We start from the raw sequence: 16025 nt of genomic DNA, 5'->3' as shown, positions 1-16025 counted from the left end.
CTTCGTCCGCCTTCGGCTCCCTTCAGATTCCCTCGGGCTTATCGACGCCCCGCGCACCCCGGGCCGCCACCGCACCGGACTCTGGCAATTCAAGTCTTTAGGCCGCTGGGACGACCAGCGTGCTTGGCATTTTTGCGCCGTGATGTTCAAGCTAGAAGCATCTTGCGGTGCCCGTCTCCGATCGGCCGCGCGGGCGGCCTCCGGAGACTTACGCAGCGTCTTGCGGCGTGGCGATGACGCTTCGCGTGTGGCTGCTTCGGCTCTAGGTGTCTGACACACAAGTGTGATTCGCCTCATACCAAGTGCGTCTCTGCTTCAGGTGTCCGACATCCAATGAGATTCGCGTCAGGCCAAGTGCGTCTGCGAAGGGTGTCAGACACCAGCAGCGGCAGACGCTCTCGCGAAGTTCAAGCAAAGACGCCAAGAATCGTCAATTGAACTCCAGTGCCCGATGGGCGGCGCGAACCGGTCGGCAAGTGGTGGCTGACCGTCGCCGCGCCGCCCATCACCGCCCCTCCCCCCGTGACGGCGGCCCATTAGCAAACCAACCGTCACCAGCGCGTAAGCGACCACCGCCACGACGCCCCACCGGCCCAATGCCGGGTTGCCGCCGTCCGGGCGGCAGCAACCCGGCGGCCCCGCAGATCCCCTTCCCTGACCACAGGTCTTACAGCGCCCCATACCAAAGACCCTCGTAGCACGGCGTCGTGGTCACCGGGGAGGCGAGCGCCGTCGATGCGCCCGAGGGAATCTGAAGGCAGTCGCCGAAGGCGACAACGAAGATGACGACGGGGCAGTCCGGAGCGAAGGCTCCGGACCGCAATCGTGGGCGATCGCCTCCCCGGTGACCGCGGCGTCGGGCGACCTACGAAGACTATCGCCACGAAGCCCGGTATCAGACACTTAACGTAGCCTTCCTCAGCCGAGACAACCCTTCAATTCACCTTTGCCCCAGACACCTCAACCGCCCTCTTCCAAGTCCCCAACTCCCGCTCGATATGCGCCCCAAACTCCCCAGGCGTAGACCCCACCACCTCATACCCATACCCCGCCAACTGCCCCTTCAACGCAGGCACTGCCACCGCCTCCGCAATTCCCTTGCTGACTGCATCAACCACCGCCCCCGGCGTGCCCGCCGGCGCCAATATTCCGTACCAGCCGTTGACGACGAAGTTGGGAACGGTTTCGGCGACGGTCGGGACGTCGGGCAGAAGCGGAGACCGGTGTTCGCCGGTGACGGCGATTGCTTTCAATTTGCCGGCCTGCACTTGCGGCAGCGAGGTCGAGATGCTGTCGAACATCAAGGACACTTCGCCGCCTAGCAGCGCAACGACTGCAGGACCGCTGCCTTTGTACGGCACGTGCATCATGTCGGCGCCGGTCTGGTTCTTGAACATCTCGGCGGCCAGGTGGCTGGTGTTGCCGTTGCCGGCGGACGCGAAGCTCAGCTTGCCGGGGTTGGCCTTGCCGTAGGCGATGAGTTCGCTGACGGTGTTGGCGGGCGTGGCGAGCGGGGCGGCGACGAGCATGGGTAGTGTGGCGACGAGGGAGACCGGCGCGAAGTCTTTGCGGGTGTCGTAGGGCAGCGAGGGATAGAGACTGGGGTTGATGGTGTGGGCGGCCAGCACCATGAGGAGCGTGTAGCCGTCGGGCTTGGCGCGGGCGAGTTGGGCGGAGGCGATGGCGCCGCCTGCGCCCGGTTTGTATTCGAGGACGACCGGCTGGCCCCACTTCTTCTGGAGTTCTGCGCCCAGCGGGCGCGCGAGCATGTCTGCGCTGCCGCCCGGCGGGTACGGGATCAGCAAGGTGATGGGCTTGTCCGGATAGGTTGGCGCGACGTGCGCGACGGCGCTGGCGCCTAGACACAGCACGCTTGCCGACGCGGCTGCCAGGATTGAACGGATCATCGGTAGCTCCTTTGCCCGGCGCGGGGCGGACGTGGGTCATCATCAGGGCGGCAGGAACGGCTGCGCCTGCCAGTCGTTTGCGCACATCTCGGCGTGGCTGCGCAAGCCGGTCGCTTACGCACATTGCGACGCGCCCCGCGCAGAATCCCGCTTACGTGTGTCGCGGCGCGTCTGCGTCAGCGGGTCGATTGCGCGTATCGCGGCACGCCCGTGTCATCCACGACGATCGTTCGCGGCGATTGTGGAAAGTGCAGCGGCGCGTCGGTGACCGACCGCAGGAAGTCTTCGGTTACCCCCGCCTTCATCGCGTGCACCTCCAGACCCACGGGCATGACGTCGATGACGGCAAGGTCCGTGTAGATGCGCGACACCACGCCTTTGCCGGTGAGCGGATAGGTGCATTGCCGCAGGATCTTGGGCGTGCCGTCGCGGCCGCGGTGTTCCATGGTGACCAGGACCTGCTTGGCGCCAACGGCCAGGTCCATTGCGCCGCCGACGGCGGGGATGGCGTCCGGGGCGTCGGTTTTCCAGTTGGCGAGGTCGCCGCGTTCGGACACCTGGAAGGCGCCCAGGACCGCGTAGTCCAGGTGGCCGCCGCGCATCATGGCGAAAGAGATCGTGTGTTCGGTGATGGACGCGCCTTGCAGCAAGGTGATGGGCTGGCGGCTGGCGTTGATGAGGTCGGGGTCGACGTCGTCGCCGGCGGCGGCGGGGCCCATGCCGAGGATGCCGTTTTCGCTGTGCAGCAGGATTTCGCGGCCGCGTGGCAGGTAGTCGCCGACCAGGGTTGGCATGCCGATCCCGAGGTTGACGATGGCACCGTCGGGGATGTCGCTGGCCAGAAGTTGCGCGATCTGCTGGCGGGTCAGGCCGATGATGTCTTGCATGTCAGGCCTCCACGCGGACGACGGATTTCACGAAGATGCCCTGCGTCATGATCTGCTCGGGCACCAGCGCGCCCAGCGGCACGATCTCGTCGACCTGCGCGATGGCGTGTCCGGCTGCCATGCACATGACGGGATTGAAGTTGCGCGCGGCGTGGCGGTACATGAGGTTGCCCCAGCGGTCGCCCAGGTGCGCGCGGATGAGGGCGTAGTCGGCGCGCAGGGGCTGCTCGAGCACATAGCCGATGCCGTCGATGACTTCCTGGCGCCGTCCCTCGGCCAGTTCAGTGCCGTAGCCGGTGGGCGTGTAGAACGGACCGAGTCCAGCGCCGGCGGCGCGCAGCCGTTCTGCCAGGGTGCCTTGGGGCACGCATTCCAGTTCGACCTCGCCTGCGCGGTAGGCGCGCGCGAAAGCCTCGGAGTTGGGTGGGCGCGGGTGCGAACAGATGATCTTGCGGACCTGCTTGCGCACCAGCAGCGCGGCGATGCCGCGTTCGAAAGTGCCGGCGTTGTTGGAGATGATGGTGAGGTTGCGCCGGTCCAGTTCGGCCAGGCAGTGCAGCAGTTCGTAGGGCACGCCGGCTTCGCCGAAGCCGCCCACCAGCACGGATGCGCCATCGGGAATGACGGCCACGGCCTGCGCCATGGATTCCTGAATCTTGTCGATCACTTATTGCTCCTGCACGAGACCCGCGGCGTCCACGATGCTTTTCCAGCGGGCGCGTTCCTGGTCGATGAAAGCCGCGAACTCCGCGGGGGTGTTGCCGCCGGCCTGGCCGCCCATGGCCTTGAAGCGCTCGCTGATTTCGGGGCTGCGCACCACGTCGCGCGTGGCGGCGTAGAGCTTGTCGATGGCGTCCTGCGGCGTGCCGGCGGGTGCGACCAGGCCGAACCACGCGGTGACCACCATGTCCTTGACGCCGGCCTCGGCCATGGTCGGCACGTCCGGCAATTCGGCGAGGCGTTTGTCGCTGGTGACGGCCAGCGCGCGCAGCTTGCCGGCCTGGATGTACGGCATGGAGCTGGGCAGGTTGTCGATCATGAAGGTGAACTGCTGGCCGAGCAGCGCGGCCACGGCGGGGCCGGCGCCCTTGTAGGCGACGTGCGTGCCGGGGATGCCGGCGCGTTGCTTGAACATTTCGGCGGACAGGTGCGGCGACTGGCCCGCGCCGGAGCTGCCGAAGGAGACCTTGGTGGGGTCCTGCCTGACCTGCGCCAGTAGATCCGCGACGCTGCGGGCGGGCGAGGCCTCGTTGACGACGAGGACGTTGGGCACCGAGATCACGAGCGTCACCGGCGCGAAGTCGGCGGGCTTGTAGGGCAGCGTCTTGTAGAGCGCGTAGTTGATGGCGTTGGGGCCGATGTTGCCCATCAGCAGCGTGTAGCCGTCGGGCTTGGCGCGCGCCAGCGCCTGCGCGCCGATGATGCCGGCGGCGCCGGCGCGGTTTTCCACGATGACCTGCTGGCCGAGCTTGGCGGACAGCTTGTCGGCGATGAGGCGTGCCGAGATGTCGGTGGTGCCGCCCGGCGCGGCCGGGATGATGAGGGTGATGGGCCGTTCAGGCCAGGCCGCCTGCGCCGGGTTCGCGATGGCGATGGCCACCGCGCCGGCTGCCAGCCAGCGATGCGCACACATCATGCTTGTCTCCCTGCGTGACCATTGATTGGTCAACTCGTGAGCACGAGTGTGGGCGCGGGGGTGGCAATTGCCTATTCCGGAATCCGGAGGTGTGGGTTCGCCTGGGCTGAAGTACGCATTCTGGCCGACGCGGTTTAACTGCCGCGGGTGCCACGATGGCCTTGCCGGCCAACGCTGCGGCGGCCGGCCGGCGTGGCCAGGGACGGCCGCCGGGCGTTGGGTATTACGCCCCCGCGCGCTCCCAGCGCCGCTGGATGGCCTTGGCCGCGACCACGCCATCCGCCATCGACGTCACCACGCACGGATGCATGCGGTGCGCGACCTCGCCGATGGCGTAGATGTCGGGCACGCTGGTCTCGGCGGTGGCGAAGTCGGTGCGGATGTAGCCGCGCTCGTCGCGCGCGAGCCTCAGGTCGTCGGCAAACGCGGCCTGTGGTTCCCAGCCGTAGAAGACGAGGATCAGGTCGTACTGCCGGCCGTCCACGCTGCGGGTGGCCGGGTCGACCTTGTAGGGTCCGATGTGCACGCCTTCGGTACCGGCGCGCGTCACCCATTGCTGTTGGGCGCGCACACTGCGGGCGTAGAGATGGACATTGCGCGCGCCGCGGTTGCGCACGTAGACGTAGTTTTCGAAGGCGTTGTCGCCCCCGCCCAGCACCGCGACCGACAGGCCGGAATAGTCCTGCGCCACGATGGGTGAGCCGGGGCCGATCAGCACGCCCGGCCAGGACGCGCCCGGCGGGTGGTCGGGCAGTCCCTTGGCGCGCACGCCGGAGGCAATGACCAGAGTGCGGGCGCGGGCCAGGGTTTCCTGGCCGTCCGGACCGGCGAGCGTGGCCTCGATGCCGCCCTTGCAGGGCCGCACGCCGGTGACCCGGGTTTCCAGCCGTACCGGCACATCGGCGGCGCGCACGCTGGTGTCGATGTTGGCGGCCACCTGCTGGCCGGTCACGCCGGGCAACACGGCGATCCAGTCGTCGGCGAACGGGTTGTCATTGCCCAGCCCGCCCAGACGGGCGCTGGCCTCGACCAGCAACGGCGACAGGCCCAGGCGGGCCAGCCAGAGGGCGCAGGAGGCGCCGGCCGGGCCGCCGCCTACAATGACCGAATCGTGCATCTGTTGCATTTCACCCCTTATTGACTGCGCCGGCGCCTCGCGGGCGCCCGGACATGGCCGAATTGTAGCCAGCGCGTCCCCCCATCCGCCGCCGCCTTACAATTCGGGCTATTCCACCCAGGTTTTCATCATGCCCACTCGCCGCATCATTCTTTCCGGGCTCGCGCTCGACGCCCGCATCGGCATCCTCGAGCACGAGCGCCGCGCCACCCAGCCCCTGCACGTCGATGCCGAATTCGACGTCGACATCCAGCGTTCGGTGGACGACCACGATATCCACAGCGTGCTGGACTACCGCCGGCTGCGCGAGGCCATCGTCGAGGAATGCACGCAGGCGCATGTGAACCTGATCGAAACCCTGTCCGAACAAGTGGCGGCGCGCCTCCTGGCGGACTTCCAGGAAATCCGCGCGCTGCGCTTGCGCATCAGCAAGCCCATGGCCTTCTCCGACTGTGCGGCGGTGGGCGTGGAAATCCAGATCAATCGCTGACATGAACGATATCGCTCCCCCCGGCGTGCAATTTCGCACGCCCGCCGACGAAAAGGCACGCCACGAAGGCAACAAGCTGACCAAGCGGCTGGCGCGCGAGACCACGCGCGCCTTGTCCGACTACAACATGATCGAGGAAGGCGACCGCGTGATGGTCTGCCTGTCCGGCGGCAAGGATTCCTATGCCATGCTGGACATCCTGCTGCAGCTCCAGAAGCGCGCGCCGTTCAAGTTTGAACTGATCGCGGTGAACCTGGACCAGAAGCAGCCGGGCTTTCCCGACCACATCCTGCCGCAGTACCTGAAGGAACTGGGCGTCCCCTTCCACATCGAGACGCAGGACACGTATTCGATCGTGACGCGCGTGCTGGAAGAGGGCAAGACGATGTGCTCGCTCTGTTCGCGGCTGCGTCGCGGCATTCTGTACCGCGTCGCATCGGAACTGGGCGCCACGAAGATCGCGCTGGGCCATCATCGCGACGACATCCTGGCCACGTTCTTCCTGAACCTGTTCTATGGCGGCAAGGCCAAGGGCATGCCGCCCAAACTGGTTTCCGACGACGGCCGCCACACGGTGATCCGCCCGCTCGCGTACGTTGTCGAGTCCGACCTGATCGCCTACGCCGAACTCAAGCAGTTCCCGATCATTCCGTGCAATCTCTGCGGCTCGCAAGAGAACCTGAAGCGCAAGGAAGTGGGCCGCATGATCAAGGAGTGGGACAAGCAGCACCCGGGCCGGTCGTGGAACGTGTTCAATGCGCTGTCGCGGGTGGTGCCTTCGCATCTGATGGACCGCGACCTGTTCGATTTCGTCGGCTTGAAGCCCACGGGCGTGCCGGATGCCAACGGCGACACGGCGTTTGATACGGTCGATCCCACGGACGAGTCGGACGATGCGTGCGGCGATACGCCGCCGGCGTTGGAGCCGGGCGCGATCATCGAGAAGAAAGTGGTGTTCTCGCGCGGGTGATGCGCCGCGTGCAACGCGACCGTCCCAAATGAAAATGGGGCTGCGATAGGCAGCCCCATTTTTTTGCTCGGGCGTTATCAGGCGTTCAACACCCGGATCGGCGAGCCCGCTGCCCACGCCTTCACGGCTTCCAGGCAGTTCTGGTAGAAGGCCTCGAAGTTTTCGCGGCTGACGTAACCCAGGTGCGGGGTCAGGATCACGTTGTCCAGGTCGCGCACGCTGTCGGTGGGCGACAGCGGCTCTTCGGGATACACATCCAGCCCCGCGCCGGCGATGCGGAACTTGATCAATGCGTCCATCAGCGCTTCCTGATCGACGAGTCCGGCGCGCGAGGTATTGACCAGATACGCGGTCGGTTTCATCGCGGCCAGCGCGGTGGCGTCGACCACGTTGCGGCTGCGATCGGACAGGATCAGGTGCAGGCTCACCACGTCGGACGTGGAAAAGAGTTCGTGCTTGTCCACGCGCGTGACGCCGGCGGCCTCGGCGCGCTCGTCGGTCAGGTTGGGGCTCCAGGCCACCACGTCCATGCCGAAGGCCAGACCCACCTTGGCCACCGCGGCGCCCAGCTTGCCCAGGCCCACCACGCCCAGGCGCTTGCCGGCCAGCGGCTCGGGCATGGCCGTCTGCCACATGCCGCGGCGCATGGCGGCGTCTTCGGCGGGCAGGTGCTTGAAGAGACCCAGGATGTGCGCCCAAGCCAGTTCCGCCGTGGCGGTGTTGGCGTCGGCACTGCCGGGCGCGCCGGACACGACGATGCCCTGCTCAGCGCAGGCCTGCATGTCGATGGCGTTGTTGCGCATGCCGGTGGTAACCAGGAGGCGCAGCTTGGGCAGGGCGCGGATGCGCTCGGCGGGAAATGGCGTGCGCTCGCGCATGGCGACGATCACGTCGAAGGGCTCGAGCGAGGCCTCGACCTGGTCGTCGGGGATGAAGTTGTTGAAGATCTGCACCTCGGCGTCACCGCCCAGCGAGGTCCAGTCCGCATAGCGCCGGGCTACGTCGTGGTAATCGTCGAGTATTGCGATTTTCAAGTCTTGTCTCCGGGAGGGATGGCGCTTGCCGCGCCCCCCTTTCCCGGGCCGGCGCGACGCGCGCCGGTCAGTTCAAACGGGCCTTGAGCTGGTCCAGCGGCAGCGCGCCGCTGATGCGCGAGCCGTCGGCAAAGAACAGCGTCGGCGTGCCGCGCACCATCAGCTGCTGGCCAAGCTCCAAAAGCTTGTCTTCGGGCACGTCGCAATTGGCGTTGGGCGGCGTCTTGCCGCGCAGCATCCAGTCGTCCCAGGTCTTGCCCTGGTCCTTGGCGCACCAGACATTGCGCACCTTGACCTTGGAATCCGGCGACAGGATGGGGTAGAGGAAGGTGTACACGGTCAGGTTGTCCACATCTTCGAGCGTCTTGCGCAACTGCTTGCAATAGCCGCAGTTGGGGTCTTCGAAGATCGCGACCTTGCGCGAGCCGTCGCCCTTGACCTGCTTGATCGCCAGGTCCAGCGGCAGCTGGTCGAACGTGACGGCGCTGAGCTTTTCCTGGGATTCGCGGGTGACGTCGCGGCGCGTCGCGGCGTCGATCAGCGGTCCTTCCATGACCCACGTCACGCCTTCGTCGGTGTAGATCAGGTCCATGCCGAGCTGCACTTCAAACAGGCCATAAGGCGTGCGGCGCACGGTCGTGACGTTCATGCCGGAGAAGCGTTGCTGAAAGCGTTCCTTGACGGCGGCCGACTGCGGATCGAGTTCGGTGGTGGAGACGCTTTTTTCGCCCTTGGCCGCCTGCCCCACGGATTGTGTGGAGACGGATTTTGCGCCCTGCGCATGTGCCGTGGCGGACAAGCCGATACCCGCGGCGAGGAAACAGGCCGCCAGCGTGGCGGGAATGCGGAATTTCATCGGTACTCCTGGTCTTGTCAGTCGTGTGCTCAGCCGGAAAGCGTAACCGATCCGGGTCGGGCGGCCGCGGCAGGCGGCGGGTGGGCGGATCCGTATCAGACGGGCGCCGGCCGCCCCAGGTTCCGCCCGGCGCCGGCGTCGGGCCGAATCGGGCCAGGTTTGGCCGAATCGGACCGAATCGGGGCCGGGTTTGGCCGAGTTGGCCCGGTTTGGGCCGGGTCAGCCCTAATTGGCCGACGCCCCCGCGATCAGCCGGCGCTTGATCAGCGGCGCGCCCTCGACCCAGTGCATGCCGGCGTTGCGCAGCCAGACGAGCGGCGTCGCCTTCGATCCGAACAGCTTGTGCAGCCCGTCGGTCGCCAGCCGCATGGCCAGGACCGGTTCGGCACGCGCCCGCTGGTAGCGGTGCAGCACGCGCAGGTCGCCGGCCTGCCGGTAGGGTTCGCGCTCGGCGACGATGCGGGCCAGCGCCTCGACGTCGCCCAGCCCCAGGTTCAGGCCCTGCCCCGCCAGCGGGTGCAGGCGGTGCGCGGCGTCTCCGGCCAGCGCGATGCCGGGCGCCACCATCTGGGCGCGCTCCAGCGTCAGCGGAAAACCGTGCAGCTTGCTGCGGACCTTCAGGCGGCCCAGGCGCCCTTCGGCAGCCTCGGCCAGCAGCGCTTCCAGGCGGGCGGTCTGCGCTTCCTGCGGCAGGTCCAGCAGTTGCTGGGCCAGCTCGCTGCGCATGGACCACACCATAGAAACCTGGGGGCCGTCCGCGGTATCGGGCAGCGGCAGCAGCGCCAGCACGCCGTCGTCGCGGAACCATTGGATCGCCGTGCCCTGGTGCGGCAGTTCCGCGTCCAGATGCACGACGAGTCCGGTGTCGTTGTAGGACTGGGCTTCGTGCTTCAGCCCGGCCGCCTCGCGCAGCGGCGAGGCCGCGCCATCGGCGCCGACGAAGAGTTCGGCCTGGATGCGGGCGCCGCTTTCGGTGTCGATCGCGCCGTTCTGGTAGCCGGTGCAGCGGTCTTCCAGCCAGGCAATGCCGAACATGCGCACGGCCTGGATCAGGACGCGCTCGATCTCGCCGGATTCGACGATCCAGGCCAGTTGCGGCAGCGCGGCCTGCCAGGCATTGAGGTTGACCTGGCCGTCCGCGTCGCCGTGGATTTCCATGGCCTGCACGGGCATCAGCCGGGACGCGGGCATGGCGTCCCACACGCCGATGTCGGCCAGGAAGCGCTGGCTCGCCGGCGAAATGGCGTAGACGCGGGGGTGATAGCGGTTGGGATCGGCGGGCGGCACGGCGGCGCGCGGCGCCAGGACGGCCACACGCTGGCCGCGGCGGGCCAGCGCCAGGGCGGTGGACAGGCCGACGATGCCGGCCCCGCAAACTACGATCTGATGGCTCATCGTGCGGAAGGCTCCCCGGCCTGTTTGGGCCACAGCAGCCACATCTGGCCGCGTTGCTTCATGCGGCCGGCCTGCTGACCGGCTTCTTCGCCGTAACCCCAGTAGAAGTCGGCGCGGGCCGCGCCCCGGATGGCGGTGCCGGTGTCCTGGGCGAACACCAGGCGCTGCAAGGGCCGGTCCGACGCGGGATAGGTGGTGGACAGGAACAGCGGCGTGCCGAGCGGCACGAAGGTCGCATCCACCGCCACCGAGCGCCGCGGCGCCAGCGGGATGGCATAAGCGCCCTTGGGGCCTTGTTCAGGATCCACGACCGCCTCTTCGCGGAAGAACACCACGGCCGGATTGGCGTTGAGCATTTCCTGGACACGCTTGGGATTGCGCTGCGCCCAGGCCCGGATGTTCTGCATGGACGCCTGGTCGGCGGTGAGTTCGCCGCGGTCGATCAGCCAGCGGCCGATGGACACATAGGGCTGGCCGTTGTGGTCGGCGTAGGCGACGCGGATGGTCTTGCCGGCGTCGGGTCCGTCGGTCAGCTGCACGCGCCCGGAGCCCTGGACCTGCAGGAAGAAGTTGTCCACGGGGTCGTCCACCCAGACCACCACGGGCGGGCGTCGGCCGGACGACGATTCGATGGCGGCGCGCGTGTCGTACGGCACGACGCGCTTGCCGTCGAGCTTGCCGCGCACGCGCTTGCCGGCCAGGTCGGGGTAGATGGAACCCAGGTCAATCGTCAGCAGGTCGGCGGGCACCGCGTACAGCGGCCATTGGTAGACACCGCCCTGGCGGCGCGAGCCGCGCACCAGGGGTTCGTAGTAGCCCGTCACCGTATTGGTGGCCGGCTTGCCGTCGGCCGCATTCAGGCGCCACGGTTGCAGGTAGGTCTGCAGGAAGCGGCGCACGCCTTCGGCGTCTCCGGCGGCGGGCGCGCGGGCCGGGTCGATGGCTGCGGCGCAGACCGGCTGCCAGGCGCGCGGCGTGGCGCGCGCGGGCGCGGCCAGGTTGCCGCTGGTGGGCCGCATCAGCCCTTTGCAATTGCGCAGGAACAGGGGCCAGAACTGCGACAGGTCGTCGGCGCTCCAGCCGGGCAGCTCGGACCAGTTGGCCGGCTTCAACTTGCCGGCCAGCGCGCGCGGCGGGGTGTCGGGCAACGAGCCCAGCGGCGGCACGACGAGCGGGCCGTCGGCCGCGGGCGTGCGAGCACCGGGCGTAGCCGGCAGGCCGGATCCGGAATCAGGGGGAATATCGGAGGGGGTGGAACATGCCGCCAGCAGGATCGACAGCACGGACAGGCTAAGAATGCGCTTCATGTGCAGAGGGAAAAACGTGCAACGGAAGGCCGGACCATACTCAGTGCAAGGTGCGCGGCATGGCCAGGACGAATTCGGAGATCGGCACCTCGAACGGAATGCCGTTCTCGCCGACGCAGTGATAGATGCCGCGCATCGTGCCCACCGGCGTGGGCAGGGGACAGCCGCTGGTGTATTCGAAGGTCTCGCCCGGGGCCAGGAGGGGCTGCTGCCCCACGATGCCCAGGCCGCGCACTTCCTGCACGCGCTGGTTGCCGTCGGTGATGATCCAGTGGCGGCTGATCACCTGCGCGGGATGTTCGCCGGTATTGGTGATGCGGACGGTGTAGGCGAACACGAATTGCTGTTCGCCGGGGTCGGACTGTTCGGGCACGAAGCGCGGAGAGACAGAGACGCTCAGGTCGTAAGGTTTCACAGTCCTTCCCTGTGTGGCTGCACGCGGGCGGCGGAACATGGGCGCCCACGCTTGAAAGACGGAATTTCAGGCGCGCCAGCCGGGGCATACCCGCTGCGGCGCCTCAAACTGCAATAATGGCACATTATGCCCTCCCCGACCCCGAACATCATGTCCAAGCAAACGGCCTCCACCCGCATTACTCCCAGCATCCTGTCGGCTGACTTCGCCCGGCTGGGCGAGGAAGTCCGCAACGTCGTCGCCGCCGGCGCCGACTGGATCCACGTGGACGTGATGGACAACCACTATGTCCCCAACCTGACGATCGGCCCGATGGTCTGTGCCGCGATCCGCCCCCACGTCGAGGTGCCGATCGACGTGCACCTGATGGTCGAGCCCGTGGACGCGCTGGTGCCGCAGTTCGCCAAGGCCGGCGCCGACTACATCAGCTTCCACCCCGACGCCAGCGCCCACGTGGACCGCACGCTGTCCCTGATCCGCGAAAGCGGCTGCAAGGCCGGTCTGGTCTTCAATCCCGCCACGCCGCTGTCCTACATGGACTACGTGATGGACAAGATCGACCTGGTGCTCATCATGTCGGTGAACCCGGGCTTTGGCGGCCAGAGCTTCATTCCGGCGGCGCTGACCAAGCTGCGCGAGGCCCGCGCCCGCATCGATGCGTGGATGCAGGCCGGCGGCCAGGAGATCGTTCTGCAGGTGGACGGCGGCGTCAAGATCGACAACATCGCCGAGATCCGCGCCGCGGGCGCGGACACGTTCGTGGCCGGCTCGGCCATCTTCGGCAAGCCGGATTACGCCGGCATCATCAAGGCCATGCGCGACCAGATCGCCATCGGCGAAACCACCGCTGTCTAAGGAACCCGACATGACCGCTTTTCGCGCCGCGCTGCTGGACCTGGACGGTACCCTGCTCGACTCCATTCCCGATCTGGCCTTTGCCGCCAACGCCATGCGTGTTGAACTTGGCATGATCGCGCTGCGCGAGGACGTGGTCGCCACGTTCGTCGGCAAGGGCGTGGACAACCTGGTGCGGCGCAGCCTGGCCGGTTCGCTCGATGCCGCCGACCCGGCGCCGGACGAATTCCAGCGCGCCCGCGAGGCTTTCTACCGCCACTACCACCTGGTCAACGGCGAGCGCGCGCAGGTCTACCCGGGCGTGATCGAAGGCCTGAAACTCATGCGCGACCAGGGCCTGAAGCTGGCCGTGGTCACCAACAAGCCCACGGAATTCACCTTGCCGCTCTTGCAGCGCACGGGGCTGGCGGGCTTTTTCGAGGCCGTGGTGTGCGGCGACACCTGCGAGCGCCGCAAGCCCGATCCCGACCAGATCCACCACGCGTGCGACCTAATGGGCGTGGGCGTGAACGAGGCCGTGACGATCGGCGATTCCATCAATGACGCGCAGGCGGGCCGCAGCGCCGGCACGCAGGTCCTGGTGGTGCCGTATGGCTACAACGAAGGACGTGACGTGCGCGAGCTGGATGTCGATGGTATAGTTGACACGCTTGTTGACGCCGCCCAGTGGGTCGCGCTCTGGAATCAAAACCAGAACGCCGCAAAAGTCCCCGCTTGAAGCACGTCGCAACCCAGGCAAGAATTCACTACCGCGCATCACTTCCGCGTACTTCATTACCGCACCGCTAAATGAACGTTTCCATCCAGAACCAAATGCTCGGCGCCTCGTGGCGTTGGTGGCGTTTGTCTTCCGGGTGGCGATGATTCCCCTTCCCGGCCCTAGACGCGACCTTGCCGCCTAGCGCCGACACTGTGTAAACAGCGCCCAACCCGGAACCAGTCAACTGGACCGGGTTTTTTGTTGCGTGCCCGGTCCGAAAGCAGACACCGCTTACGAGACCCGACATGACCGAAATCGAATTCAAAGCCCTTGCGGCACAAGGCTACAACCGCATTCCGCTGGTGGCCGAGACCTACGCCGACCTGGACACCCCGCTTGGCATCTACCTGAAACTGGCGCACTCCGGTCCCCTGGCCGGCCGCATGACCTGCCTGATGGAATCCGTGGTGGGCGGCGAGCGCTTCGGCCGCTATTCGTTCATCGGCCTGCCGGCGCGCACCGTGATCCGCGCCAGCGGCACGCGCACCGAAGTGCTGCACGACGGCAAGGTCGCCGAGACGCACGACGGCGATCCGCTGGCCTTCATCGAGCAATACCAGAGCCGCTTCAAGGTCGCGCTGCGCCCGGGCATGCCGCGCTTCTGCGGTGGCCTGGCCGGTTACTTCGGCTACGACACCGTGCGCCACATCGAGCCGTGCCTGGGCCCCGCGGTCAAGCCGTTCCCGGCCGGCATGGAAGGCGGCACGCCCGACCTGATGCTGATGCACGTGGACGAACTGGTCATCGTCGACAACCTGGCCGGCCGTATCTACCTGATGGTCTATGCCGACCCCAGCCAGCCCGAGGCCTACAGCCGCGCACAGCAGCGCCTGACCGATCTGCGCGCCCGCCTGCGCCGCCCCGTGGAGATTCCGTACAGCCACGCCAGCATGCAGACCGAGGAACGGCGCGATTTCAAGAAAGAGGACTACCTGGCGGCCGTGTTGCGCGCCAAGGAACATATCGCCGCCGGCGACCTGATGCAGGTGCAGATCGGCCAGGTCATCGCCAAGCCCTTCCGCGATTCGCCCCTCTCCCTTTACCGCGCCCTGCGGTCGCTCAATCCCTCCCCCTACATGTACTTCTGGAACTTCGGTGATTTCCAGGTGGTGGGCGCATCGCCCGAGATCCTGGTGCGCCAGGAACGCACGGTGGAAAACGGCGAGCCGAAGTCGCAGATCACCATCCGTCCGCTGGCGGGCACGCGCAAGCGCGGCGGCACGCCTGAGGAAGACGCGGCGCTGGCCGCCGAACTGAAGGCCGATCCCAAGGAGATCGCCGAACACGTCATGCTGATCGACCTGGCGCGCAACGACGTGGGCCGCGTCGCGCAGGTGGGCTCGGTGAAGGTGAGCGACACCATGGTGATCGAGCGCTACTCGCATGTGATGCATCTGGTGTCGAATGTGACCGGCACCCTGAACCCCGGCATGAGCAGCATGGACGTCCTGCGCGCCTCGTTCCCGGCCGGCACCCTGACCGGCGCCCCCAAGGTCGAGGCCATGAAGATCATCGACGAACTGGAACCCGTGCGCCGCGGCATCTACGGCGGCGCGGCCGGCTACCTAAGCTACGGCGGCGAGATGGACGTGGCCATTGCCATCCGCACCGGCGTCATCAAGGACGGCACGCTGTACGTGCAGGCGGCTGCGGGCATCGTGGCCGATTCGAACCCCGAAGCCGAATGGGCCGAGACCGAAGCCAAGGCGCGCGCCGTGCTGCGCGCGGCCGAGCAGGTGCAGCACGGCCTGGACGAACCCATCTGAGCCTCGCGGCCAAAACAACACCGCCCGGGCCGCAGAACGGCCCCGAGGAGAAAAAAATGCTGTTGATGATCGACAACTACGATTCCTTTACCTACAACCTGGTGCAGTACTTTGGCGAGCTGGGCGTGGACGTGCGCGTGGCGCGCAACGACCAGATCACGCTTGAAGAAGTGGCTGCGCTCAATCCCGACCAGATCTGCGTGTCGCCCGGCCCGTGCTCGCCGGCCGAGGCCGGCATCTCGGTGCCGCTGATCCAGGCGTACGCCGGCAAGAAGCCCATCCTGGGCGTGTGCCTGGGCCACCAGGCCATCGGCGCGGCCTTCGGCGGCGATATCGTGCGCGCGCAGCAGATCATGCACGGCAAGACGATCCAGCTGTCGCACACGGGCACTGACATCTTTGAAGGCCTGCCGACGCCGTACACTGTCATCCGCTACAACTCGCTGACCATCGATCCGGCCACCCTGCCGGACTGCCTGGCGGTCACCGCGACGGCGCCGGATGGCGACATCATGGGTGTGCGGCACAAGACCCTGCCGCTATACGGGGTACAGTTCCACCCCGAATCCGTACTGAGTGAGCACGGCCACGCCCTGCTGCGCAATTTCCTGAACCTCGCCTGAAAGGACG

Annotated in this window: 16 protein-coding genes; 6 read left to right on the top strand and 10 right to left on the bottom strand. The window is 67.2% G+C overall.

Annotation, left to right across the window (positions count from 1 at the left end; all coding sequences use genetic code 11):
* Positions 1-935: 935 nt before the first annotated feature.
* The 5 genes from AC6CIE_RS14785 to AC6CIE_RS14765 all read right to left on the bottom strand — a co-directional run bounded on the left by AC6CIE_RS14785 (position 936) and on the right by AC6CIE_RS14765 (position 5556).
* A complete protein-coding gene (locus tag AC6CIE_RS14785; RefSeq protein ID WP_498092654.1) occupies positions 936-1907 on the bottom strand; it encodes a Bug family tripartite tricarboxylate transporter substrate binding protein in 972 nt (323 codons plus the stop codon).
* A gap of 176 nt (positions 1908-2083) precedes the next feature.
* Positions 2084-2794, bottom strand: coding sequence for a 3-oxoacid CoA-transferase subunit B (locus AC6CIE_RS14780; RefSeq protein WP_498092652.1), 711 nt, complete (start codon positions 2792-2794; stop codon positions 2084-2086).
* 1 nt (position 2795) lies between these two features.
* On the bottom strand, positions 2796-3461 hold the full coding sequence (locus AC6CIE_RS14775; RefSeq protein WP_175123712.1) for a 3-oxoacid CoA-transferase subunit A: 666 nt from the start codon (positions 3459-3461) through the stop codon (positions 2796-2798).
* Positions 3462-4430: a Bug family tripartite tricarboxylate transporter substrate binding protein gene (locus AC6CIE_RS14770; RefSeq protein WP_498092650.1), complete on the bottom strand. Its 969-nt coding sequence runs from the start codon at positions 4428-4430 to the stop codon at positions 3462-3464.
* 223 nt (positions 4431-4653) lie between these two features.
* Positions 4654-5556 (bottom strand): NAD(P)/FAD-dependent oxidoreductase, encoded by a 903-nt coding sequence (locus AC6CIE_RS14765; RefSeq protein WP_175123714.1) that lies wholly within the window; start codon positions 5554-5556, stop codon positions 4654-4656.
* A gap of 121 nt (positions 5557-5677) precedes the next feature.
* On the opposite strand from AC6CIE_RS14765, the gene folB reads away from it, so the two are divergent.
* Positions 5678-6037: a dihydroneopterin aldolase gene (gene folB, locus AC6CIE_RS14760; RefSeq protein WP_056565007.1), complete on the top strand. Its 360-nt coding sequence runs from the start codon at positions 5678-5680 to the stop codon at positions 6035-6037.
* A 1-nt stretch (position 6038) separates the two neighbouring features.
* Positions 6039-7007, top strand: a complete 969-nt coding sequence (ttcA, locus tag AC6CIE_RS14755; RefSeq protein ID WP_191576457.1) for a tRNA 2-thiocytidine(32) synthetase TtcA — start codon at positions 6039-6041, stop codon at positions 7005-7007.
* Positions 7008-7084: 77 nt separating this feature from the next.
* Here ttcA and AC6CIE_RS14750 read toward each other — a convergent pair whose 3' ends face one another.
* The 5 genes from AC6CIE_RS14750 to apaG form a co-directional block, all read right to left on the bottom strand.
* Positions 7085-8041: a D-2-hydroxyacid dehydrogenase family protein gene (locus AC6CIE_RS14750; RefSeq protein WP_218342267.1), complete on the bottom strand. Its 957-nt coding sequence runs from the start codon at positions 8039-8041 to the stop codon at positions 7085-7087.
* A 67-nt stretch (positions 8042-8108) separates the two neighbouring features.
* Complete coding sequence (locus AC6CIE_RS14745; RefSeq protein WP_175123717.1) at positions 8109-8897, bottom strand: DsbC family protein; 789 nt, start codon at positions 8895-8897, stop codon at positions 8109-8111.
* Between the two features lie 225 nt (positions 8898-9122).
* A complete protein-coding gene (locus AC6CIE_RS14740; RefSeq protein WP_175139586.1) occupies positions 9123-10292 on the bottom strand; it encodes a UbiH/UbiF family hydroxylase in 1170 nt (389 codons plus the stop codon).
* The gene (gene mltA, locus AC6CIE_RS14735; RefSeq protein WP_175123719.1) at positions 10289-11599 is read right to left on the bottom strand and encodes a murein transglycosylase A; all 1311 of its coding nucleotides are present in this window, start codon (positions 11597-11599) and stop codon (positions 10289-10291) included. The genes AC6CIE_RS14740 and mltA overlap by 4 nt, the downstream gene beginning before the upstream one ends.
* Positions 11600-11639: 40 nt before the next feature.
* A complete protein-coding gene (apaG, locus tag AC6CIE_RS14730; protein ID WP_056319266.1) occupies positions 11640-12014 on the bottom strand; it encodes a Co2+/Mg2+ efflux facilitator ApaG/CorD in 375 nt (124 codons plus the stop codon).
* A gap of 126 nt (positions 12015-12140) precedes the next feature.
* Between apaG and rpe the strand changes: the two genes are divergently transcribed.
* The 4 genes from rpe (at position 12141) to AC6CIE_RS14710 (ending at position 16018) form a co-directional block, all read left to right on the top strand.
* Positions 12141-12869: a ribulose-phosphate 3-epimerase gene (gene rpe, locus AC6CIE_RS14725; protein WP_056565028.1), complete on the top strand. Its 729-nt coding sequence runs from the start codon at positions 12141-12143 to the stop codon at positions 12867-12869.
* 10 nt (positions 12870-12879) lie between these two features.
* Entirely contained in the window at positions 12880-13587 is a 708-nt protein-coding gene (locus AC6CIE_RS14720; protein WP_056319270.1) for a phosphoglycolate phosphatase, read from the top strand.
* Positions 13588-13874: 287 nt separating this feature from the next.
* Complete coding sequence (trpE, locus tag AC6CIE_RS14715; protein WP_056565035.1) at positions 13875-15395, top strand: anthranilate synthase component I; 1521 nt, start codon at positions 13875-13877, stop codon at positions 15393-15395.
* A 56-nt stretch (positions 15396-15451) separates the two neighbouring features.
* Positions 15452-16018 carry an aminodeoxychorismate/anthranilate synthase component II gene (locus AC6CIE_RS14710; protein WP_105237103.1) on the top strand — a complete coding sequence of 189 codons (567 nt, stop codon included), beginning with the start codon at positions 15452-15454 and terminating at the stop codon, positions 16016-16018.
* The last annotated feature ends 7 nt before the right edge of the window (positions 16019-16025 follow it).

It is taken from the genome of Achromobacter sp. GQ309, from assembly GCF_059759315.1.
Note: the sequence above shows the minus strand (reverse complement) of the source record. Positions and strands in the feature narration are given on the sequence as shown.